Source organism: Macrococcus equi (genome assembly GCF_047426745.1).
Classification (GTDB): domain Bacteria; phylum Bacillota; class Bacilli; order Staphylococcales; family Staphylococcaceae; genus Macrococcoides; species Macrococcoides equi.
The window spans coordinates 1,140,607-1,164,298 of sequence record NZ_CP179732.1 but is presented as its reverse complement, the minus strand read 5'-3'; the positions used below and the strand labels follow the sequence as shown (position 1 = coordinate 1,164,298).

The 23,692-nt window shown below is 36.1% G+C and carries 18 protein-coding genes and 2 pseudogenes; 7 read left to right on the top strand and 13 right to left on the bottom strand.

Translation table 11 applies throughout. The features are described 5' to 3' along the window. Positions 1 to 1,917 precede the first annotated feature (1,917 nt). From ACMGE6_RS06060 to ACMGE6_RS06035, 6 genes and pseudogenes are all read right to left on the bottom strand, one after another. Positions 1,918 to 2,061, bottom strand: a pseudogene (locus ACMGE6_RS06060) (KxYKxGKxW signal peptide domain-containing protein); the annotation flags it as partial. Between the two features lie 529 nt (positions 2,062 to 2,590). After that, positions 2,591 to 3,760 (bottom strand): phosphopentomutase, encoded by a 1,170-nt coding sequence (gene deoB / locus ACMGE6_RS06055; RefSeq protein WP_414054810.1) that lies wholly within the window; start codon positions 3,758 to 3,760, stop codon positions 2,591 to 2,593. Between the two features lie 615 nt (positions 3,761 to 4,375). Next, positions 4,376 to 5,677 (bottom strand): pyrimidine-nucleoside phosphorylase, encoded by a 1,302-nt coding sequence (locus ACMGE6_RS06050; RefSeq protein WP_414054809.1) that lies wholly within the window; start codon positions 5,675 to 5,677, stop codon positions 4,376 to 4,378. A gap of 54 nt (positions 5,678 to 5,731) precedes the next feature. Then, entirely contained in the window at positions 5,732 to 6,394 is a 663-nt protein-coding gene (gene deoC / locus ACMGE6_RS06045) for a deoxyribose-phosphate aldolase (protein ID WP_414054808.1), read from the bottom strand. Between the two features lie 83 nt (positions 6,395 to 6,477). Beyond that, a complete protein-coding gene (locus ACMGE6_RS06040) occupies positions 6,478 to 7,410 on the bottom strand; it encodes a sugar-binding transcriptional regulator (protein WP_414054836.1) in 933 nt (310 codons plus the stop codon). 82 nt (positions 7,411 to 7,492) lie between these two features. Beyond that, complete coding sequence (locus ACMGE6_RS06035) at positions 7,493 to 7,945, bottom strand: Dps family protein (protein ID WP_414045633.1); 453 nt, start codon at positions 7,943 to 7,945, stop codon at positions 7,493 to 7,495. 127 nt (positions 7,946 to 8,072) lie between these two features. Between ACMGE6_RS06035 and ACMGE6_RS06030 the strand changes: the two genes are divergently transcribed. After that, the gene (locus ACMGE6_RS06030) at positions 8,073 to 8,753 is read left to right on the top strand and encodes a hypothetical protein (protein WP_414047231.1); all 681 of its coding nucleotides are present in this window, start codon (positions 8,073 to 8,075) and stop codon (positions 8,751 to 8,753) included. 33 nt (positions 8,754 to 8,786) lie between these two features. On the opposite strand, the gene ACMGE6_RS06025 is transcribed toward ACMGE6_RS06030, so the two are convergent. Next, positions 8,787 to 10,061 carry an MFS transporter gene (locus tag ACMGE6_RS06025; protein ID WP_414045631.1) on the bottom strand — a complete coding sequence of 425 codons (1,275 nt, stop codon included), beginning with the start codon at positions 10,059 to 10,061 and terminating at the stop codon, positions 8,787 to 8,789. A gap of 397 nt (positions 10,062 to 10,458) precedes the next feature. On the opposite strand from ACMGE6_RS06025, the gene ACMGE6_RS06020 reads away from it, so the two are divergent. Then, on the top strand, positions 10,459 to 11,508 hold the full coding sequence (locus ACMGE6_RS06020; RefSeq protein WP_414054807.1) for a 2,3-butanediol dehydrogenase: 1,050 nt from the start codon (positions 10,459 to 10,461) through the stop codon (positions 11,506 to 11,508). Between the two features lie 68 nt (positions 11,509 to 11,576). Here ACMGE6_RS06020 and ACMGE6_RS06015 read toward each other — a convergent pair whose 3' ends face one another. The 3 genes from ACMGE6_RS06015 to ACMGE6_RS06005 all read right to left on the bottom strand — a co-directional run bounded on the left by ACMGE6_RS06015 (position 11,577) and on the right by ACMGE6_RS06005 (position 13,800). Further along, complete coding sequence (locus ACMGE6_RS06015) at positions 11,577 to 12,077, bottom strand: universal stress protein (protein WP_414054806.1); 501 nt, start codon at positions 12,075 to 12,077, stop codon at positions 11,577 to 11,579. Positions 12,078 to 12,146: 69 nt separating this feature from the next. Then, positions 12,147 to 13,097 (bottom strand): LCP family glycopolymer transferase, encoded by a 951-nt coding sequence (locus ACMGE6_RS06010; RefSeq protein WP_414054805.1) that lies wholly within the window; start codon positions 13,095 to 13,097, stop codon positions 12,147 to 12,149. Positions 13,098 to 13,149: 52 nt separating this feature from the next. Continuing rightward, positions 13,150 to 13,800, bottom strand: coding sequence for a GNAT family N-acetyltransferase (locus ACMGE6_RS06005; RefSeq protein ID WP_414054804.1), 651 nt, complete (start codon positions 13,798 to 13,800; stop codon positions 13,150 to 13,152). A 768-nt stretch (positions 13,801 to 14,568) separates the two neighbouring features. On the opposite strand from ACMGE6_RS06005, the gene ACMGE6_RS06000 reads away from it, so the two are divergent. Then, positions 14,569 to 15,012, top strand: coding sequence for a MarR family winged helix-turn-helix transcriptional regulator (locus ACMGE6_RS06000; protein ID WP_414054803.1), 444 nt, complete (start codon positions 14,569 to 14,571; stop codon positions 15,010 to 15,012). A gap of 128 nt (positions 15,013 to 15,140) precedes the next feature. Next, positions 15,141 to 15,557: a hypothetical protein gene (locus tag ACMGE6_RS05995; protein WP_414054802.1), complete on the top strand. Its 417-nt coding sequence runs from the start codon at positions 15,141 to 15,143 to the stop codon at positions 15,555 to 15,557. A gap of 73 nt (positions 15,558 to 15,630) precedes the next feature. Here ACMGE6_RS05995 and nhaC read toward each other — a convergent pair whose 3' ends face one another. Together nhaC and ACMGE6_RS05985 are read right to left on the bottom strand one after the other, a co-directional pair. Then, positions 15,631 to 17,073, bottom strand: coding sequence for a Na+/H+ antiporter NhaC (gene nhaC / locus ACMGE6_RS05990; RefSeq protein WP_414054801.1), 1,443 nt, complete (start codon positions 17,071 to 17,073; stop codon positions 15,631 to 15,633). Between the two features lie 233 nt (positions 17,074 to 17,306). After that, positions 17,307 to 18,137: a trypsin-like serine peptidase gene (locus tag ACMGE6_RS05985; protein ID WP_414054800.1), complete on the bottom strand. Its 831-nt coding sequence runs from the start codon at positions 18,135 to 18,137 to the stop codon at positions 17,307 to 17,309. A gap of 242 nt (positions 18,138 to 18,379) precedes the next feature. Here ACMGE6_RS05985 and ACMGE6_RS05980 point away from each other — a divergent pair. Further along, positions 18,380 to 19,890 (top strand): annotated as a pseudogene (locus ACMGE6_RS05980) (M4 family metallopeptidase). Between the two features lie 267 nt (positions 19,891 to 20,157). Continuing rightward, positions 20,158 to 21,270 (top strand): acyltransferase family protein, encoded by a 1,113-nt coding sequence (locus ACMGE6_RS05975; RefSeq protein ID WP_414054799.1) that lies wholly within the window; start codon positions 20,158 to 20,160, stop codon positions 21,268 to 21,270. An 8-nt stretch (positions 21,271 to 21,278) separates the two neighbouring features. Here the strand turns inward: ACMGE6_RS05975 and ACMGE6_RS05970 are convergent, their stop codons facing one another. Next, positions 21,279 to 22,472, bottom strand: a complete 1,194-nt coding sequence (locus ACMGE6_RS05970; protein WP_414054798.1) for a glycosyltransferase family 4 protein — start codon at positions 22,470 to 22,472, stop codon at positions 21,279 to 21,281. Positions 22,473 to 22,575: 103 nt separating this feature from the next. Here ACMGE6_RS05970 and ACMGE6_RS05965 point away from each other — a divergent pair, with 103 nt between their 5' ends. Continuing rightward, on the top strand, positions 22,576 to 23,691 hold the full coding sequence (locus tag ACMGE6_RS05965) for an acyltransferase family protein (RefSeq protein WP_414054797.1): 1,116 nt from the start codon (positions 22,576 to 22,578) through the stop codon (positions 23,689 to 23,691). The last annotated feature ends 1 nt before the right edge of the window (position 23,692 follow it).

Below are 23,692 nucleotides of genomic sequence, written 5' to 3'. Positions count from 1 at the left end.
AGCACTTGCAGATTGTGAGTTCGCTACTGATGTGCTTGTTGATTGTGAGTCGGCTACCGATGTACTCGTCGACTGTGAGTTCGCCACTGATGTACTTGCTGATTGTGAATTAGATACAGACGTACTTGTCGATTGAGAGTTTGCTACTGATGTACTTGTTGATTGCGAGTTTGCTAATGACGTACTTGTCGACTGTGAATTCGCTACTGACGTACTTGCAGACTGTGAGTTTGCAATCGATGTACTTGTTGATTGAGAGTTCGCTATTGATGTACTTGTCGATTGTGATGTTGCTACTGACGTACTCGCTGACTGTGAATTCGCAATTGATGTACTTGTCGACTGTGAATTTGCAATCGATGTACTTGTTGACTGAGAAGCTGCTGTTGACGCACTTTGTGAGTTCGCAATCGATGTACTTGTTGATTGTGAGTTCACCACTGACGTGCTTGCTGAAGCACTTTGAGAATTTCTAATTGATGTACTTGTCGATTGTGAATTCGCAATCGACGTACTTGTTGATTGTGAGTTTACCGTTGACGTAGATTGTGAGTTCGCGACTGATGTACTTGTTGATTGCGAGTTTGCTACTGATGTACTTTTTGATGTGCTTAAAGACTGAGATTGGACAGCGTCTGTACCGGTAATCGTATCTGTAAAGTAATCGATACGTCCTGTTGCTGTATTATCCTGCGTAACATATGGATTGAATGTATAAGACAGGTCACCTGTCGTTGAATTAATCGGTGCTGTCCAAGTTGTCACCAAAGAATAACCTTGAGACGTTTGAGTTCCAGACATTAAACGTTTAGACCAAGTGTAATTACCGCTACCTTGGTTGTATACTGTCATATTTGCCTGAACCGGACTTGATAATTTCGTACCATTTGAATCCGTGAAGTACGTTTGAACGCCACTTATGGCACCGTAACCTGAACCTAATGTCACCATCGTACCGCCTGTTTCAGGTGAGTTCGTAATCGTTTGTGTAATATTTGGTTTCTCAACAGTAGTTGTTGCCGGGTTATCATACGTAATAGAATACGTAAATTGTTCGTATGTCCCCATGTTTGTTACGACTAATTTATAATAAATCGGGATGTTACCGTTATTGGCATCTATACCAGAACCAGTGTAAGTCGTTGTTGTACCTGACGTTACAGCCGTTAAACTTTGTACCGTCGATAAATCAAGCATCATTGATTTTAAAATTGTAGTCGATGAAGTTGTAGAATCACTCGTTGTCGTTGACGCACTATCAGAAGTCGATGTTGATGTATCTGATGATAATGAGATTGAATCACTTGTTAAAGCGTTTGATTCACTCGTTAAGAAAATACTGCTATCCGATGTTGATTGAGACGCGCTATCTGACTTATCTACAATACTTGAAGTTGAATCACTTGTTGACAAGTCAGATACTGAATCACTTGTTAATGTACTATCACTTGTAACACTATCTTCTGATGACGTACTTGTATCAGTCGTACTACCAGTACTATTCGCAGTACTTTCAGAAATAGACGTAGATGTACTTAATGACTCTGATTTCTCAACACTTAAAGAATCACTTACTGATTCTGATTTTTCCGTCGACAAAGAAGCTGATAAGCTTTGTTCATCAGACGTACTATCTGCAGTTGTTGTGGAATCAGACTGCGACGTGCTATCACTAGTTGTCGTAGATTCAGACGCAGGTGCTTCCGTTGAATTTGAAAGAATCGTTGAGTTCTGATTTGCAATCGTCTCACTATAAGATGATAGTTCTGACGTCACTGGTGCATCAGATGCAGCAAAAGCCTGCTGATCATTTAGCATATTGATACCTGCAGCGCCACCTATCAGCGTGGAGGCTTTAAGTAATGTATGGCTACTCTTTTTCTCTATTTCTGTTTCAATCGTTGATGTATCAACAGAGCGTGATAAGAAAGACGGCCCCATTAAACGTAATAATTCTAAGTCTTTAATGCTCGCCTTTACCCAGTGTTTACCGGCTTTATATAGCCTGTATCTTACCTTTTCATCAATCACGCTAAGTTTGAATTTTTTATTGTTTGACATATGTCACCCCTGTTTATTAATAACAATATTTCAGTCGTCTTATATTTTTTTAGAAACATTTTTTAAAATATATATTAAAATTATAGTGTACAAGGTAATTTTAAACAAACAATTTTATTATCTAAAATGACAACTAATGTTAATTAAATGTAAAAAAAATTTATCTAAAATAATTCAATGTAAAATTTTAAAAATTAAGCAAAACATTTTTAAATAAGAAATGTCTTATTAATGATTGATTTAACAGTATTCTAATTTACATTAGAAAGTTTGTAATTTTAAATAACGTTAAAAACATACATTATTTATAAAATTAAAAATTATTAATAAATAGTAATTTTACTAAACAATAAATTGTGACAAATTTGTGACACGTCGATTTTCCTAGACAGCTTTGGTGATAAATGTGTTGTATTCTTACAACATAATCCAATTTAATAATTATTTAAATCTTTTATTATTTTAGTAAAACTTACACATCAAAAAGCACTTATCTTTTGGTTAAGATAAGTGCTTTAAGTCATTTTATTTATTTTAATTCGTTTAAATAACTGTTACCAAATGCCGGTAATTTAACACCGAAGTTATCAGCGATTGTTGCACCGATAGACGCAAAAGTCGTACTGCCTTTAAGCGCTCCGTGACCAGTCGCTTTACTATACATAAGTAACGGTACATATTCACGCGTGTGATCTGTGCCAGGCATTGTCGGGTCATTCCCGTGATCTGCGGTAATAATCAGTAAATCATCTTCACGTAGATGATCTAATACTTCACCTAGACGCTCATCAAATGCTTTAATCGCATTCATATAACCTGCTTTATCGCGACGATGGCCGTATAACGCATCAAAGTCGACTAAGTTTAAGAAGCTTAACCCTTTGAAATCTTTCTGGATGACCTGCATTAATTTATCCATACCATCCATATTATCTTTCGTACGAATCGCTTCAGTCACACCTTCGCCATCGTAAATATCGTTAATCTTACCGATTGCAATGACATCTAATCCCGCGTCTTTCAATTCATTCATCACTGTACGACCGAACGGCTTTAACGCATAGTCATGACGATTAGATGTTCGTGTGAAGTTACCAGGTTCACCCACATAAGGACGTGCGATAATACGACCAATTAAGTATTTTGGATCCTTTGTGAATTCACGTACTTTTTCACAGATTTCATATAGTTCTTCTAATGGAATAATCTCTTCATGTGCAGCGATTTGTAACACAGGGTCAGCAGAAGTATAGACGATTAAGTCGCCCGTCTTCATCTGATGTTCTCCCCATTCATCGATAATCGCTGTACCTGATGCCGGTTTATTTGCTACAACTTTACGACCCGTCATTTCTTCAATGGCTTGTACTAGGTCATCAGGGAAACCATCCGGATATACCTTAAACGGCTTGTCGATATTTAGACCCATGATTTCCCAGTGTCCTGTCATTGTATCCTTACCAACTGACGCTTCAGATAGCTTTGTGTAATATCCAATAGGATCTTCTACCTTATTCGTCACCGGAAGTTCAGCAATATTACCTAACCCTAAACGTTCTAAGTTAGGAAGCTTACCTTCAAACCCTTCTAACGTATGCTTTAAAGTATGGCTGCCAACATCACCAAAGTCAGCAGCATCCGGTGCTTCACCGATACCCACTGAATCCATAACGATTAAGTGAATTCTATTAAATTTCATGTTATCTCTCCTTTTAGGTGGTACATGTATTGTTGATGTTATAGGTGCGGTGCGTGTGGTACTTACGTGACAAGTCCGAAATATTACGTTTATCGGACTTGTTTGTTCGTTATTACATGTATTCCGGTGTTTCTTGTCCGATATATTACTTTTATCGGACTTGTTTGCTCATTATTACATGCATTCCGGTGTTTCTTGTCCAATATATTACATTTATCGGACTTGTTTGCTCATTATTACATGCATTCTAATATTTCTTGTCCGATATATTACGTTTATCGGACTTGTTTGATCGTTATTACATGCATTCCGGTGTTTCTTGTCCAATATATCATGTTTATCGGACTTGTTTGTTCGTTATTACATGTATTTCGATGTTTCTTGTCCAATATATTACGTTTATCGGACTTGTTTGTTCGTTATTACATGTATTTCGGTGTTTCTTGTCCGATATATCACGTTTATCGGACTTGTTTGCTCATTATTGCATGTATTCTAATGATTCTTGTCCGATATATTACGTTTATCGGACTTGTTTGATCGTTATTACATGCATTCTAATGTTTCTTGTCTGATATATCACTTTTATCAGTCACATCAGCTCACCACAACGCTCTACTCCGTAATCACCTTATGCACTAATATCGGTGCTTCGGCATGATCAGAGATTTCGATATTGTCATAGATTTTTTTCATCACATCATCGACGTTTTCACGGTTCGCATAGATTGTGACTAACGATTCTCCTTCTTCAACCTTATCGCCGACTTTCTTACGTAACATGAGTCCAACGGCTAGATCGATTGAATCTTCTTTCGTTGCACGACCTGCGCCAAGCAGCATTGATGCTACTCCGATTTCATCTGCGACAATCTTACTTACGACACCTGTTTGTTTGGCAGGCACTTCAATCTTATATTTTGCTTGCGGTAATTTCGTCACATCATCAACAACTGATGGGTCGCCACCTTGATTGCTTAAAAATGTCTTGAATTTCTCTAATGCTTTACCGTTTCGAATTACTTCCTGTAACTTTTCACGTGCTGCTTCTAAATTATCAGCTTTACCAGCGAGAACCACCATTTGACTACCTAAAGTTAATACTAATTCTGTTAAGTCCTCTGGTCCTTCACCGCGTAATGTGTCAATGGCTTCCTGTACTTCTAACGCATTCCCGATCGCATAGCCTAATGGCTGACTCATATCAGAAATAATCGCCATCGTATTACGGCCGACGTTATTACCGATCTTCACCATCGCATGAGCAAGCATTTCTGCATCTTCGTCTGTCTTCATAAATGCACCTGCACCGGTCTTCACATCTAATACGATGGCATCTGCACCGGCTGCAATCTTCTTACTCATAATACTTGATGCAATTAACGGAATAGAATTCACCGTTCCTGTCACGTCACGTAATGCATATAACTTCTTATCAGCTGGTGTTAAGTTGCCTGTCTGACCAATGACCGCTAACTTATCTTCATTAACGATGCGTGCGAACTCTTCTTCAGAAATCTCAACATGGAAGCCTTCAACCGCTTCTAACTTATCAATCGTTCCACCTGTATGCCCTAATCCGCGGCCACTCATCTTCGCCACCGGAATATCAAGCGCTGCTACTAATGGTCCGAGTACTAATGTCGTAGTGTCACCCACCCCACCTGTTGAGTGTTTATCTACTTTAATACCCTCGATGGCACTTAAGTCAATCTGGTCACCACTTTCCACCATGGCCATCGTTAAGTTAGCACGTTCTTCATCATTCATATCCTGAAAGAAGATGGCCATCGCTAAACTTGATGCCTGGTAATCAGGAATTGAACCATCAGTATACCCTTTAATGAAGAATTCAATTTCTTCTTTCGTTAAAGCATGTCCGTCACGTTTCTTTGCAATAATATCTACCATTCTCATTACGTTCATCCTCCTTTTGTATACGCTTACATCATATTACCGGAAAACGAGAGATTAATAATCTCCCGTTGCCTCTTCACCTTTTAAGATTTGTACGCCTGCTGATGCGCCGATACGAGTCGCACCTGCATCAATCATCGCTTTAACGTCTTCATAAGAACGTACGCCACCTGATGCTTTCACACCTATATCTGCTCCAACTGTCTTACGCATTAACTGAATATCTTCAACTGTAGCGCCACCTGTAGAGAATCCTGTAGATGTCTTCACAAAGTCAGCACCTACTTCTTTAGCGATCTCACAAACGCGCACCTTTTCTTCATCTGTTAATAGACAAGTTTCGATAATTACTTTCGTTGTAACGTCACCTGCAGCATCAACAACTGCTTTAATATCTTCACGTACTAAGTCATAGTTAGCATCTTTCACTGCACCGATGTTTACAACCATATCCACTTCACCAGCACCATTACTGATGGCTGATTTCGTTTCAAATGCTTTCACATCAGGAGTATTAGCGCCTAACGGGAATCCAATGACTGTACATACCAATACATCTGTACCGTTTAATTTGTCAGCAGCATACTTCACGTACGTCGGGTTCACACATACGCTCATAAAGTTGTAAGTTTTTGCTTCTTCGATTAACTGGTCAATCTGCTTTACTGTAGTCTCAGGCTTTAAGGCTGTATGATCAATATACTTTGCTAAATTCATAATTATTATTCCTCCCTTAATTTCAATTTCATTATAACAAAATATGAACAAAAGTAAAAACAATAACTGAAAATACGTTCAGATTAAATTAATTGCTTAGCCGTAATACTATCTGTAATCAATACATTCGGAATACCACCTGTCAATGCACCACGAATCGCTTCGACTTTATGCTTCCCACCGGCAACGAGTATACTCATCGGAGTGTTCTTCAATGTCTCAAGCGTTACACCCATCGTACGGTCATCTACCCAGACATCTGCAATCTTGCCGTCCTTATTATAGAAGCGTGAACAAATATCACCCACCGCTTCCTGCTTTAAGCGCTTTACCTCGTCATCCGACAAGAAACCTAACTTAAATAACAGCGCCTCATCGCGTACCGTACCGGTTGTATAGATTGCGATATCACACGCCTTACCTTTATTCAGTATCCCTTTAATATGACGATCTTCACTCACGAGCTTTCTGACCTGCTTATTATCAAAGATCACCGGCACAGGCAAGTCTCGCGGAATAGAATTAAAACTTTTGGCGAATAGCGCTAGTGTTTCATGCGCATTGGTCTTAATATTAGAATGCGAAATGCCACCTTTCAGCTGAATCGTGGTTACGCCTGTTAAATTCGTCGGTTTCATCAGACAGGCCGTTTCATACATCGTCTTACCCCAGCTGACTCCCACTGTATCCCCATTCTTTACATGATCATGCAGAAATTCTGCCGCTGCTTCTGAAATCGCATTTAATACCACTTCATTCTTATCGCTTGAAACTTCTCTGATGATGACTGTCTTCAAACCATACTTATCTTTCAGTAATTCTGCGAGTTCCTCACTGCGCTCATATGGATCATGGATTGTAATATTAACAATACCGATATCTTTTGCAAACTGTAGTTGTCTTGACACAGTAGGTCTTGAAATGTTTAGTTCATCTGCTATTGCTTTCTGGCCAAGATTTTCTTCATAGTACATCTTCGCGATTCTAATACACTGTCTTATTTTATCTTCCATTATATTCACCCCTGCTTACTTACAATATATATGAAAATACAAAAAAATACACCTCAATACTACTTGAGGTGTACAAACTAAATAATTAACCTAAGAATGATTTTAACATCCAGTTATGCTTTTCAAGAGAAGTAATCATACCTAAGAACTGATCAGCCGTCATTTCATCGCCAGCTTCCTCAGCTACTTCCTTACCTTCCTGTAACTGTTTAATCACTTTATCGAAGTCTTTTGATAGATCTTTGACCATATCTTCTGCTGCTAAGTTTTTCTTCGCTTCCTTAACAACTGATAAATCTAAGCTTTCTTTCAGTGTAGCAATCGGGTTACCGTCAATTGCTAAAATACGTTCTGCCAATTCATCGATATAGATGTTTGCTTCATCATATAACTCTTCAAATTTAGTGTGTAAGCTAAAGAAGTGAGGTCCTTTTACGTACCAATGATAGTTGTGTAACTTCGTATATAATACTGTCCAGTTTGCGACTTGTTGATTTAATGCTGCAACCACTTTATTTTCCTGTGTTTTTTTAGCCATTTAAATCTCTCCTTTGATTTCTTATTTATAATAATTATTATATAGTATTCATTCTAATTAATCAAATCAAATAACCTGTCTCAAGATAAAATAATTGGGTATACTAATTAAAAAAGAGGAGGCCACTATGTTTAGAAAATACATATTACCATTCATCATTATCATCTTTGCAGCAACAATGCTACTTACGATTGATTTCTGGAAAGTCCCATTAACCGATCTACTTACTTCTACCCCTTATATCATTGTGTTATGCATTCTGGCTGTACTATTTGCACTAATCGCTTTTATCTACAGTAAACTTGCCTATAAGGTCGATAATGATCCGACACTCGAACATTACGAACAGGATAGAGCATCATTTAAGAAATTCTCCGAAATGAATATTGCTATCATTATCTCATTTTATTTTGCACTCGGTTCAATGCTACTCATCAGTATCAATGATGCACCACTTTATCTAGGTATTATTAGTATCATCGTCCTTATCCTTTCTATATTAATGCGCTATTACGGATACAGTATGATCAATAAACTCTATCCGGAAAAAGACTTACCGGAGAACTTTGAAGCAGACTTTGATGATAAACTGATTGACTCATTGACAAAAGAAGAGATGTACACCATCTTTACAGGACTGTACAATGCATTCAAAATCACCAATATCCTGTTACCCGCAGCAATGATGCTGATTACTATCTATGGTTATGCAACAGGTGTACCGCAACACTTCGCCTTAACCGTTATTGCGGCAGCTGCTATCATCATCAATATCGTCTATCAGGTTACAGTAAGAAAGCTCATATAAAAAAACCGATTCGTTAGAATCGGTTTTTTTAGTCTAAGCATTGCGATGTTCTTCTAATAATGGTTCATCAGGTTTTACGAAGAACCATAAAATAATAGCAATCGCTGCTGGGATAAGCATTAAATAGAATGTTGTATCCCAACCTAATTTCTGTACTAATAATCCACCTAAGAACGGACTTAAGAATGCACCAACATTCCCCCAAAGGTTCATCCATCCTGAAACTGTTCCTGAGAAGTTACGACCTAGGTCAGCAGCTGATGCCCAGCTCATTCCCATCGATAGACCAACCCCACCTAAACATAAAGATAAGTAGATTAAGTTCATCGTCATGTCATTTGTCTGAACTGACAAGAATAATGATACTCCGAAAACGATAAATCCGAAGATCGCGATACTTGCACGCGCTTTAAACTTAGAGTGACCACGTGCAACAATCGCATCTGAAATTGATCCACCGGCCATAATTAAAATAAACATGATCAACCATGGTGCGGCTGCTTTAAACGGCATATCCTTTAATACAACATGATATTCTTCCTGTAAGTAAGTCGGTAACCAGATTAAGAATAAAGAAATAACGAACTGTACAACAAAGTATTGCCCAGCGATGGCATAGAAACTAAAGCGTTTGAAGAAACGTCCCCAAGGTGCAGTTTCTTTTGTAGCACCACCTACAGCATCACGATTCTCGATAATATAAGCTTTCTCCGCTTCGTTGACCATCTTATGATGTTCCGGTAAATCTTTTGCAATAATCACCCACAATAATGCAATTAAAAATCCGATCGCACCAAAAATATAGAATACCGCCTGCCAACCGAACGCCTGATAAATAGCAATGGTTACAAACGGCGCGATAACTGGACCAAAGTAACTCCCGGCAAGTAACGCACTTGAAGCACGGCCCTTCTCAGACTTTGCAAACCAGTAGGTATTAAATACGGCGTTTGACGGATACATCGGACCTTCCCCGATACCAAATAAGAAACGCATTGTATATAATAATCCGTGGTGTCTAACAACCCCAGTCAGGATCGTAAATGCACTCCACCAAACTAACGCAAATGTTAACATCTTCTTCGGACCAAACTTCTCAGCCATAATCCCTGCAGGCACCTGCATTAACGCATAACCTGCTGCAAATATAGAACCAAGCATCCCGAACTGTGCTTTTGACATATTTAAGTCTTCCATCATTGGACCCGCGATATACGAAATATTCGCACGGTCCATGTACGCGATTACCCCAATTAAGAAAAACATCAATGCAAACATCCAGCGTACATTAGACTTTCTTTCACTCATAAATTAACCCCCTCATCACTTTTGACTCATGAAGTCATCTGATGACTAATTTTTTTGACAACTTAAAATTACCACAACCGATGACAGAAGACAATAACTTTGTGAAAAAAATCAATTTTTCTTAAAAGACTTCTATCAAGCGTCAACACTACATTCAAAGCATCAAATAAAATAATTTTGATACTATTTTCACATAGTTGTTATATATAAAATACACACTTTTATATAACAGCTTTATCACCATCAGTACCTACCTAAAAAAATTAAATAATCAAACACCCTCACACAACTGCAACAAAAAAGTTTTATTTTTATGAATTGTCTATCAATTCATTTAATACTTTCCAAATATTTGATATAATATAACCGTAGTAAACAATAACAAGGAGTGAGGCAGATGAAAGCAGCAGTATGGTATGGTCCTAAAGATATTCGCGTTGAAGAAAAAGAAATTCGAGCAATGTTACCGAATGAAGTGCGTGTCAAAGTTGGTTATGCTGGTATTTGCGGTTCAGACTTACACAAATACCAGGAAGGTCCGGTATTCATCCCTGTTGATAAGAACGATGAACTCACTGGCGGCAAAGCACCGTTAATTATGGGACATGAGTTCTCAGGTACCGTTGTCGAAGTGGGCAGTGAGGTAAAAGACTTTAAAGTCGGTGACCGCGTGTCTGTTAACCCGACAATCACTCACGGCAAAAGCGTCGATGAATTAGATGTATATGATGGCTTCAGTTTTATCGGATTACACACAGACGGTGGCTTCACAGATTTAGTGAACGTACCGGAAACAAACGTCTATCATTTACCGGATTCAATCTCACTACGCGTTGCAGCGACCATCGAACCCCTTGCAGTTGGGGTACAAGCTGTTAAAGAAAGTGAAATGCAATTTGGAGATACTGTAGCGATATTTGGTGCAGGTCCAATCGGATTATATACAACATTAGCAGCACGTGCAGCAGGTGCAAGTAAAATTATCGTACTAGACTTATCTAAAGAACGTCTGGCAAAAGCAAAAGAATGCGGTGCTACACATATCGTGAATTCAGGTGAAGGGGATCCTGTAGAAGCGATTAAGGAAATCGTACCAGGCGGAGTTGACCGTTCATTTGAAGTAGCCGGCGTACAAGCGACATTTAAACAGTCAATTGAAGCAACACGCCCACGCGGTAAGATGGTTATCGTGTCAATCTATGCAGGTGATATTGCATGGCCACCACTTCAACTTACAAATAAAGGGGTACAAATCACTTCTACAATCGCTTATTCTAGAGCAAGCTACCAACAAACCATTGACCTATTAGGCAGCGGACAGCTGGACACAGAAAACACAATCACTAAAGAAATTGAATTAGATGAAATCGTCACTGAAGGATTTGAAACATTAACAAACGATAAATCACAAGTGAAGATCTTAGTTAAATTAAACGGTGAAGGATAAGATAGATAAGTAAATAACATATAAACACAAAGAGAGGCCAGACAAATGTCTGGCCTCTCTTTGTGTTATCAGTTATTACTATATTTTCTTCTAAACGCTTCAGTAAATGACTCCAGTGTATAGTCATCCGGTACTTGTTCTGTACGTACGACTAATACATCACACTTCGCGTTACGTACGATTGCTTCAGATACACTACCTAACACGAAACGTTCCAGTGCATTGATACCACTTGAACCACATACAATTAAATCACACTGTACATCCGGTGCAATTTCTTTCGTAAGTACCTGGCGTGCTGCACCATGACCGATACGTGTATCTACTTCCTTTATACCAGCTTTTTGCGCAATATCCTTATATCCGGCAAGCATCTTTTCAGTATACTTATCCGCATTTTCAGACATTGAACCGTGTGTTGCTTCCACATTGGCATATGTTCTGATATCCACAACGTGGGCAATGGTTACTTTCGCATCATTACGCTTAGCGATATCCAGCGCCTTCTGAAATGCATACTCACTTACGATAGATCCGTCTACAGGAATTAAAACATGTTGATAATTCATTGATCTCAGCCCCTCTCTCATCTTCATCTTAAGTATAACATCAAAATGAAAACGCTTCATTCTTTATGGCTATAATCCTAAATTATCCATGTATTGATTTCTGACCTCTAACTTCTGATCTTCGTTCGGCAGGAAGTACCATAAGTTATCTGCCATAATCGTCCCTTCACCCGTCAGCTGATATTTCTTCACATTATCCATCGCACTGCGATAAGACAACCCTAAACCTTTCAGATCATCAAACGACATATCTGTGACGACATTGCCTTCAACATTCTTTAAGATTGAATCAAGACGTGTCACCGACTGCACGTTCATTACTTTATGCGCAATGCCTTGAATCACAATCTGCTGACGTTCCTGACGACCGAAGTCACCACCGGCACCGTCGCCTTTACGTGCACGGATGAATGCTAACGCCTTATCTGCATCCAGATGAACCGTCTCACCCTTCGTAAAGTCAAAACCATTCGCATTAAAAGTAGCATTACTCTTCACATCGATACCACCGACCTTATCGATCATGTCATGCATACCATCCATATTAATCGTCGCATAATAATCAATCGGTACATTCATCAGTTTCTCAACTGACTGAACCGCCATCTTCGCACCACCATAAGCGTAAGCGTGGGCAATCTTCTCCTGCGTACCTTTACCGACCATCTCACTATATGTATCACGCGGAATACTCAGCATTACCGTCTTATTCTCTTTTGGGTTGATACTCATTAAGATGATTGAATCACTACGCCCTTTGTCGCCTGAAGACAGACGCTGAGCGTTCGCATCTACACCAAATAACGCCACGCTGATGGCATCCTTATTTGCGATACTGACACTCTTATCACGTAAATCAGATTTATCACGTCCATCAATCTTGTGTTGGATATTATTTGCCGTATCCCTTACCTTAAAGTATGCATTACTTACATATAAACCAATTGCAATTAAAATTATCGCGCAGGCAATTACAATCCATTTCAGACAACCGCCGCGTTTCTTTTCACTTCTTCTCATTATCTGCACCTCACAATACACTTATCATACACGCAAAGTTAACATTTTGCTATCATCCTAAAGGCTTAGTGGAATATTTCCCGAATATGATATCCTCACCCTCAAGTGCAAAACCGCGGTACCCTTCTTTAATTAACATGTTAATATGTGCCTCGTCATGACGATTCACGTGTACAGCATCAATAAATGAATATTCATGCATTAAGTCTTTCATAAAGATAAATCTGAGCTTCCCACCATATAAGCGATCCATGGCAATCACCTGCATCCCTAGATGAAACTTATCCTTTAAACTTGGCGTATTATTAGGATGTACGGTCGCCATAATAATCTTGTAATCACCCATTTTACTAAACAACCACTCACCTAAACGACGCTGCAGTGACAACCCGCGATAATCCGGATCAACAATCGTGATATCTGAATAAATTAAACCTTCCGCTGCCGCATCCTCTATTCCGTAGTAAGGCCCTAAGTAATCCTCCTCAGGAATATGCATCGTTCTAAAAGCAGCAACCACTCCATCAACCTCAGCCACCGCCATTAATCCGTGACGAATATTCTCCTGTAACTCATCAAGCGCAACAGGATCAAGCTCTTCAGTATTGGTTAACACCTCAAGCGCACGCTGCTGAATACGATCAATCACCTCTGAATCATTTAATGTTGCCTTTCTAATGACGATATCTCTAATTTCACTCATCACACTCACCCTTTCATTATTAAATATAATTTATTTTATTATTCTTAGCTTCTAACTTATTTCTTCTTACTTCTTACTTAACAATAGTTTAATCAAAACACGCACAATGATAAAACAATTTATGCATGTCACTCAAAAAAATCAAATCAACATTAATCAAATTAATCAAAAATAACGCTTACAAAAAAATGTTCATATTTTGTTCAAATCTAATGTAAAAATATCAACCATAAAAATCTATTATCTTTAAAATTTTTAATATACATGCAATAGAGTAAATAAATTTACAATCAAATTATTTATTGACAAAATATTTACATTATTAACACTAAAACACTATTAACTTCTGTGTAACTACTCATGACGCAATTTAACAAAAGTATAAACTTTAAAAAATGTATTAAATTTTCATCGTTACACACTATATCGCTATAACAATATATTAAAATATAGAATAATTAAAACAGAAATAATTATTAAGTATCATTTAAAAAAATATAGTTTTTTCACATATAAAACGTTAGAAACATCACATTTTTTTACTAAATTTAGTAAAAACACGAACAAAACATGACTCTAACGCCAAAATTTCATAATTTTTGAGTGTCACACAATTATTTTTATGATATACTATCAAAGTTGATGTCGTGAAATATCTTACGTGTAAACAATAAAATTAAAGAAACTAAATTTTATTAACATTTCAGTTAACGCACGGTTAACGCTTAACACCAACCGCAAATAAACTAATAGAAATGGGCGAATTTTATGATCGAATTAGAACAATCATTATTTAAGACAGTGAGTTTAATAGAAGCAAGTCTCAATGAATCCTTAAATAATGCATATGGGATTTCATATACAGAATTCCTGATCCTTTTTAAACTATATCAGGATAAAGAAAGTACAATAGCTGAAATACAAAGAGATATTTCATATAAAATGGATTCAGCAAGTACTAAAACAAAAAAATTACGTACGATGGGTCTTGTGGCGAAAGAACGCCGTAAAGACGATGAGCGTAAAGTTTGTACGAAACTTACTGATGAAGGCATCAAACTCGTTGAAACAATCATCGGTGAATATGAAGAACAAATTGAGAAATCAACTGTGAAATTCAGTGAAAATGATGCTCACACATTACGCCTGTTAATTGACCGTTATAGAGAAGCTGTTAAAGAGTCGTTTATAAATCGCAACGCATCACTTTAATAAAAATAAATATGATAAAATTATAGCTAATTAAACTGCAGATGATATTTCTGCAGTTTTTTGTTTTAAATTGTATTTAATTTGAAATCAATGTATAATACGGATATCAAAATTAAGGAGATATCTATATGAAATTCAATAAATTGGTTTCAACTGTAACATTATCTGTTATCACTGCAACAACATTATTCAGCGCATCAGCTGACGCAAGTACTCAAAAACCTAAATTAGATCCTGGATTCAGTGTTGTGGATCGCACTAAAAATTCTACTCAAAAACCTAAATTAGACCCTGGGTTCAGTGTTGTAGACCGTACTAAAAAAGCAACTAAAAAACCTAAGTTAGACCCTGGGTTCAGCGTGGTAGACCGTACTAAAAAAGCTACGAAAAAACCTAAATTAGATCCTGGATTCAGCGTTGTAGACCGTACTAAGAAAGCTACGAAAAAACCTAAGTTAGACCCTGGATTCAGTGTTGTAGACCGTACTAAGAAAGCTACGAAAAAACCTAAGTTAGACCCTGGATTCAGTGTAGTAAATCGATAATTAAAAATGAAACAAAAGAACTCAAGTCTTGATTCAAGAATCAAAGCTTGAGTTCTTTTTCGTTTCACTCTACTTAAGCTAATTCAGCAGGTTGTAAGTTCTGTTGATTAAATTGTGTCTGCTCATCCTTCGTTAACTTCACAATCTTAAAGCCAGTGAATCCGTATAGAATTGAGATGAACGGTACAACCATATTCAGAATCGCATACGGTGCATACTCTGCTACACCTACTCCAAGCGTTCCTGCAATGAATACCCCACATGTATTCCATGGTACGAATACACTCGTTAAAGTTCCGCTATCCTCTAAACAACGTGATAAGTTCTTCGGATGTAATCCTTTATCAATAAATGCACGTAAGTACATACGACTCGGTACTACAATACTAATATACTGCTCTGAACATGTAGCATTCGTTAAGAAACAGCTCGCAATTGTTGCAGTAATTAAGCTACCAGTTGATTTCGCTACTAATAATACTTTAGATATTAATGCATTAAGCATACCACTAAATTCTAAAATACCACCAAACGTCATCGCTACAATTGTCATCGAAATAGTAAAGAACATTGACTCTAAACCACCCTGGTTGAATAACTCAGTCGCAAGTTTATTGTCAGACTTCATTGTATAACCTTCTTGTAATGTTGTGATGACAGTCTTCATATCATCGCCTTGAATTAACTGCTGAGCACCCGCACCAAGGATAATCCCTACAACAAGTGCCGGAACTGCTGGCACTTTAAAAGCAACTAACACGATTACGATAACCGGAATTAGTAATAACCACGGAGAAATAACGAATTGTGATTCCATAGCATTAATAATACTATCAATCTTCTTCGTATCCATGTGACCACTGGCGAACTGACGACCGATAAAGAAATATGCAACAAGTGCAATAATAATACCCGGAATCGTCGTATAGAACATATGCTTAATATGATCAAATAACGGCGTTCCCGTCAATCCAGACGCTAAGTTTGTTGTATCACTTAACGGGCTCATTTTATCACCGAAATAACTACCAGAAATAACCGCTCCTGCAATCATACCTGCAGGAATATCCATACTTAAACCAATCCCCATACCTGCAACACCTACCGTTGCCATTGTTGACCAGCTTGAACCAATCGCAAGTGCAACGATACCACAGATAATACAAATCGTTACTAAGAACATACCAGGTGAGATTAACTTCAGACCATAATAGATCATCGTTGCAACTACACCGCCACCAATCCATGCACCGATTACTAAACCAACAAGGATAATAATAACGATGGCTGGTAATGCTAACTTAATCCCCTTGTACATCATTTCTTCGATTTCTTCCCAAGTGAAACCATGTTGATGTGCAACGATCGCAGCAATCGCTGTACCGATCATCAATGGAATGTGTGGTGCTTGTTTAAGCACTACAACTGTAAATATCATACTTGCAATCATAAAGACTAATGGTACTAATGCCCACCAAACATTGATTTCTTTTTTCTGTTTAAGATTATTTTCCATACCCCTGTGTATCCTCCCCGAATGAAATCGTTTACATTCACATATTTATTTTAAGGCATTAAACCGTAAAAATCTACACTAATTTTCAAAATACTTAAAAAATTTAAATAAAGAAAAAATAATAGATAAAACAATCGTTAAAAGATAATTAAAAGTATAGAAAATAAAAGTTTAATAAAAAAATCATAAAAGAAGATAAAAAATAAGCACTTCTTGCGAAGTGCCCCCTTAAATTAATACATATGATCGAGTACATATTGTCCTGTATATCCATATAATGCTTCTGCTCCACTATACTCTGCTTTCGCATATGGCGTGTCATACTCTCCGTATAAATCATAACCATATGTTCTTAAACCATAAACGCGCATCTTACTATCAAATAACGGTGAACCTGATGCACCGGCACGGAACTTATCTTTCATAACAAACTCCGTTTGATTCGCTGTACGCATAATAAATAATGCACGGTTAAAATAACGCTTCTCATAAATCTTACCGTCAAACGGATAGCCCACACTAAATAACACCTGACCTTGTTTTAAACGTGCAATCTGGTTATCTGTCGCAAGTTTCATCGGCTTCACATAATCAGTCAGCTTCACTTTCGTATGCACTAATGCAACATCTGCATAAGGAACTTTAACCACTTTAGTCACTGCAAACTTATGAGGAATATCCGCTTCATTACGGTTCATCTCAAATGTTAAATACTTTGGCGCCGTTGCTTTACCATGTTCATCATCAATCACATGGGCATTCGTTAAAATCGTATGATCATCAATGACAAAACCACTACCCATTGTTTCATATTCTGGACCTGCCCAGCCATTCTTATTCGCAATACGCCCAATAGCAGCATACTTCGTATAACGATTCGGAATAGCTTTCATAAATGTCTTACTGTTCGGATAACTCTTAACAATCGGATAAGCGATTTGCTTTGTAGCAGGTTTCATCCCATCATAATAATAATCTGATTCCATCGCTTGTGCACTATTTCCACCAGATAATAAAACACTACCTGTTAACACTACTCCTAATAAATAATTAAACTTTCTCATGTTACCCTCCTAAGTTTCTTATTAATTTATTTTCTCATACCTTTATTACAGAAAGAAGACACTGATGTAAATAATTATCCGTGCATTCACTAATTAATGCAAAATGCATATGTAATATATATTAAAAACATGTAACAGATATAATAAATATACCAATATGAGGTTTAATGAGGTACAAATAAGCATATATAGAGGAATAATACGTGGAAACGTATCAATTTACACTTAAGAGGTGACGAAACATGAATAAAAAATTATTAGCTACAGCAGTATCAGCAACATTACTTGGTTCAACACTTAACATTCAGGCAGACGCACAGACTCAATCATATAAGCAACTAGAAGTTAAACAAAAAGTACAAAACAAACAGGACATTAAAAATGTACTGAAGAACTTACCTGGCGCTAAAGCCATCAAACAAACGTATAGTAAATATGAAGTAACAGATGTTAATCAGGATGTACTTGGATTCACACACTACACATTACAACCAAAAGCAAATGGACGCTTTGCAACAGATAAAGAAATCAAAGTCCATGTGAATCCACAAGGTGAAGTCGTTCTTGTGAATGGTGCATTAGATGCAAAAGAAGTAAATCCAACAAACACTGTCTCAATCTCTAAAGATCAGGCCATTCAAAATGCCTTCAGTGCAATTAACATCAATCAGCAGGCAGCAAGTAACTTAGGTAACCCGACAGTGAAACGTGCTGACTTAGAAATTGACGAAGATAAAAATAAAAATGTCTATACAGTTGAAATTATTACTGTAACACCGAAAGCTACACACTACATTATTAAAGTAGATGCACAAACCGGTGCAATCGTTGAAAAATTAAACTTAGCGCAGCATACTGCAACAACAGGAACAGGTGTAGGTGTATTAGGTGATACAAAACGATTAACCTAAATAGCCAAAAACGTACGTACTACCTACAAGACTTAACAAACACAGGATATAAAGCAGCCTATAACTATGATGAAAGTACAGGACAAGCAAATATCATTACAGATAGAGACCGTAAGTTTGACGCTACAACTCAACGACCAGGAGTTGACGCCAACTACTACGCAGACTTAACTTATAAATACTATAAAAATAAATTTGGCCGTGAATCATATGACAACGCAGGCAGTCCGTTAGTATCAATCGTTCATGCGAATAACATTGGATTCAACAACCGTAATAACGCAGCATGGATGGGAGATAAAATTGTCTATGGTGACGGAGACGGTGTAACATTCCGTCCACTTGCCGGAGCAAAAGACGTTGTAGCATATGAAATAACACACGGTGTGACTCAAGAAACAGCGAACTTAGAATACCAAGGACAATCAGGTGCATTAAATGAAAGTATGTCTGACGTATTTGCATACTTCATCGATAATGATGATGCAACTATCGGGGAAGATGTGTATACACCAAACAAAGCTGGAGATGCTTTAAGAAGTATGTCTAACCCTAACCTATATAATCAGCCGGCAACAATGGTACAATACGTGAATACGACATCAGATAACGGTGGCGTACACACGAACTCAGGTATTCCGAACAAAATCGCTTATGACACGGTGAATCAGTTAGGACAAGATAAAGTAGAAAAAATCTATTACCGTGCATTAACACAATACTTGACAGTGAATTCAACATTCGCTGATGCGAAACAAGCATTATCTCAAGCAGCGATGGATCTATACGGCCAACAAGCAGCAGATACAGTCTATGCAACATGGACGAATGCTGGCGTATAATATCAATACACAACTACAAAATAACTCAATAGATATAAAAATAATACCGCCACTGATTGCTCAGTGGCGGTATTTATTACCCGGGAAAACATTAGACGCTCAATTGAACATCATGATACTCTAATTGAAGAATCTCTAAAATCCAAATCTATATCTTAAATCTCGAAGTGAAATAAAAACTTTATTGTATTGAAATAATTAATTAATAAATCAACTCATATTAAATGCTAAAATTAAAGTAAATATTAATGATAAGGACATAAGATAATGAAAAAACTTAAGTATATCGACTCATTAAGAGGATTTGCAATACTAGGTGTTTTACTAACACATGTTACCGCAGCTTTTCCAGAAATCCCTTCAATTCTATATAATATCGGTCATAATGGAAACAAAGGTGTTCAGCTTTTCTTCATCGTCAGTGCACTAACTCTAATGATTTCTCTTAATCGCAATGATGAAATACACACTAAGAGTTTCTTCATAAAAAGAATTTTTAGAATTGCTCCTGCTTATTATTCAGCTTTATTATTCTATTTTATCGTTTCGGTTATCTTTAACATTACAGGTATACAGAGTGCTGTTTCATACAATCATTCTATATCAAACTTTATCGCTTCTATCACATTCACCAATATGCTTCACATGAACTTTTTATTTAGTTTTGTGCCTGGTGGATGGTCTGTATCGAATGAATTTCTATTCTATCTATGTCTACCGCTGATCTTTAAAAAGATTAAGACACTTAAGTCCATAAGCATGCTGACTGTTTTTGCCTTTATCCTAGGTATTATATCAACATTATCTGGACTCTATCTATATGGTTTTAAATCAAGTTTATACATTTACTATTACTATTGGTTTTTAAATCAGTTTCCTATCTTTTGTTTAGGTATTTTATTATATTTCCTGTTAAAACATCAACAACGTGTCAATACTACCATTAACTTTTATAAAATTAAGTATCTTTATCTTACGCTACTAATACTTGCTTTCATACTATTTAGTAGTTTTACATATATCAGCTATTTAACATATTTTAATCACTATTTCTTCGGTATCATCTTTGTCCTGGCAATTTATTATATCGCTCAACTCCAGCCAAAAGTCGTAGTAAATAATACTACTGCATTTCTAGGACAGATCAGTTTTAGTATGTATCTTATTCATTTCTTCTACATCGATATCTTTGTACACTTCTTTAAATTAATGGGATTCTATAGCAAAAGTAATGTATTATTGCTAATAATACTTTTCATTCTAACATTAGTAGCAACAACACTTACAGCAGCATTCTCATATAGATACATAGAAGTACCAGGTATAAATTACGGCAGAAAAATCATTAATAAGCACAACAATAAAGTCAGTCCAAAATAGGACTGACTTTATTTTACCATTTCTAATAATTTATCCACATTATCTTCAATTCTAAACTCACTCACATACATTCGATATGCATTATCCTTAAGTTCTTTTAAATCCATAGACGCCATCTGTTTGGCATTCTTAATAAATGACTCTACATCATCACTTGGAGACCATAATCCACAATTATATTTTAGAACCTCATCTTTAATGTCAGTATTAACATCTGTCGCCATTAGAATAGGTTTTCTGGCATTTAATAAACTCGTAAGTCTTGATGGGTAGTTAGGTATTGTAAATCTATTATCTAAGAAAATTAAACCAACATCACAAACTGACACTAATCTATCATAGTCAGCTTTCGGTAAGGCATTTAGTACATTCACATTATCATACTGTAACTTATCACTATGGGACTTAATTGTTTTAAAATGCGTACCGTTACCTACAATAAGTAATTGACCACCCTCAACTTCATTAAAACGAGACATAACCTTCTTAATAAACTCAACACCCTGTGGTACCCCTAAATTACCACCATATAAAAATATACGCTTATCAGGATCTAAACCTAATCTTGATAATAAATCTAATTTTTCTTCCTCATCAATAGAATAGTCTAATTCATATAAAGCATTTCTGATAACAGTCGACTTTAAATCAACTTGATTATGAGCTTTAACAAATTGAATGTTAGCTTCACTCATCGCACCCATGTAATCAGAGATTTCGTATAATTTCTTTTCTTTACCTCTAAAAAGTTTATAAATTGGTCCATTCTCTTTGAACAAACCTAAATCTACCGCATTTTGTGGAAAAATATCTTTTAACAATAAGAATGATTTAGCATTATGCTGTTTTTTTAGTTTTTTAACTAAGTTATTAAAAGTAATTGGCGGGGTTGTATAAATTATAAGATCAAAAGATTTGTCTGAAAGAAATTTGTTAATTGCTTTTTTGTATAACCCTTCAATTCTTAAGGTATTAATGCCTTTTTTAAAATAACTCGTTTGAGTGATGTCTCCGATTTGAACCTTTAAGACATCAATCCCTTTAGAACAAAGTAATTCAGTCTTTCCGCCGTGTCTTTTCTCAGATGCTGAAACCACAGTGACATTATTGCCTTTGGCACTGAGTTCGTTGACTAAATCATGATAAATTCCTGTTTGATTTAAATCTTCTAAATTTAATAATGTTAAAAATAATATATTCATATTTTCCACCTATTCTATAGACAAAATTTCTCCACATTTATGATAGTAAAGAATTAATATGGTAAAATTAAAATAATTACTATATGGAAATGTGGGTGTTAATTTGAAAAGATTTGAACAACTTGATGTCTTGAGAGGGCTTGCTGCTTTATCAGTTATAATTAGCCATACTCTCGCAATATTTTATTTACCAGGTTTGTTATTAGAAGTTTCACCATTATATATATTTTGGGCTTCTCATGAAGCAGTAATATTCTTTTTTACCTTGAGCGGCTTTGTTTTAGCACTATCTATTATCAATAAAAAAGATAGTTATAAACATTACATAATAAAAAGACTCTTTAGAATATATGTCCCTTACTTAGTATGTATAGTGTTTACTTTTAGTTGCTATTATCTATTTGCAAATAAAAATAATTTCTCTAGCTTAGGTGCATGGATTGAAAGTAAGTGGCAAAAAGATCCTAATTCAATTGATTTAATAAATCATTTATTATTAATTCCTAACTTTGATACTACTCACTATAATCCAGTCATATGGTCATTAGTACATGAATTAAGAATATCAATCATATTTCCTTTAATTATTTTAGCTTTACTCAAATATTCTCATAAAAAAGTATTAATCGGAGCTTTGATAGTTTCAATTATCTCAATTTTCATGAATTATATCGGTTTATTACCTTCTAAAGGTTATCATACTAGTATTTTTGATACTACTCACTATGTCTTAATGTTTGTGGTAGGAGCTATACTTGCTCTTAATGTCGAAAAAATTACAGAAATATGGAACAAACAAACACCAAAGATAAAATTATTTCTCTTTATAATAGGTATAACTTTATACATATATTCAAGAGCAATCTATTTAGTCCCGAGTCTACTAGGCTTTAAAAAGTTATATAATGTATTTTATTATTTCTCAGATTGGGGAATTCTGCTTGGCTCTGCTATAATTATCATTTGTGCAATACAATCCAAACGCCTAACAAAATTATTAGGTAATAAAGCATTCGTTACTAATGGACAATTATCATATAGCACCTATCTGTATCATACAATTATATTTTTGACAGTTATTTCTGTTTTCCGTGGAAAACTATCTGATGACTTAATTATTTTAATAAGCATAGTACTAACTTATATAATTTCTTATCTTTCATTTAAATTTATTGAAATACCTTCAATTAAATTAGGACGAAAAGTTATAAAAAAATAGA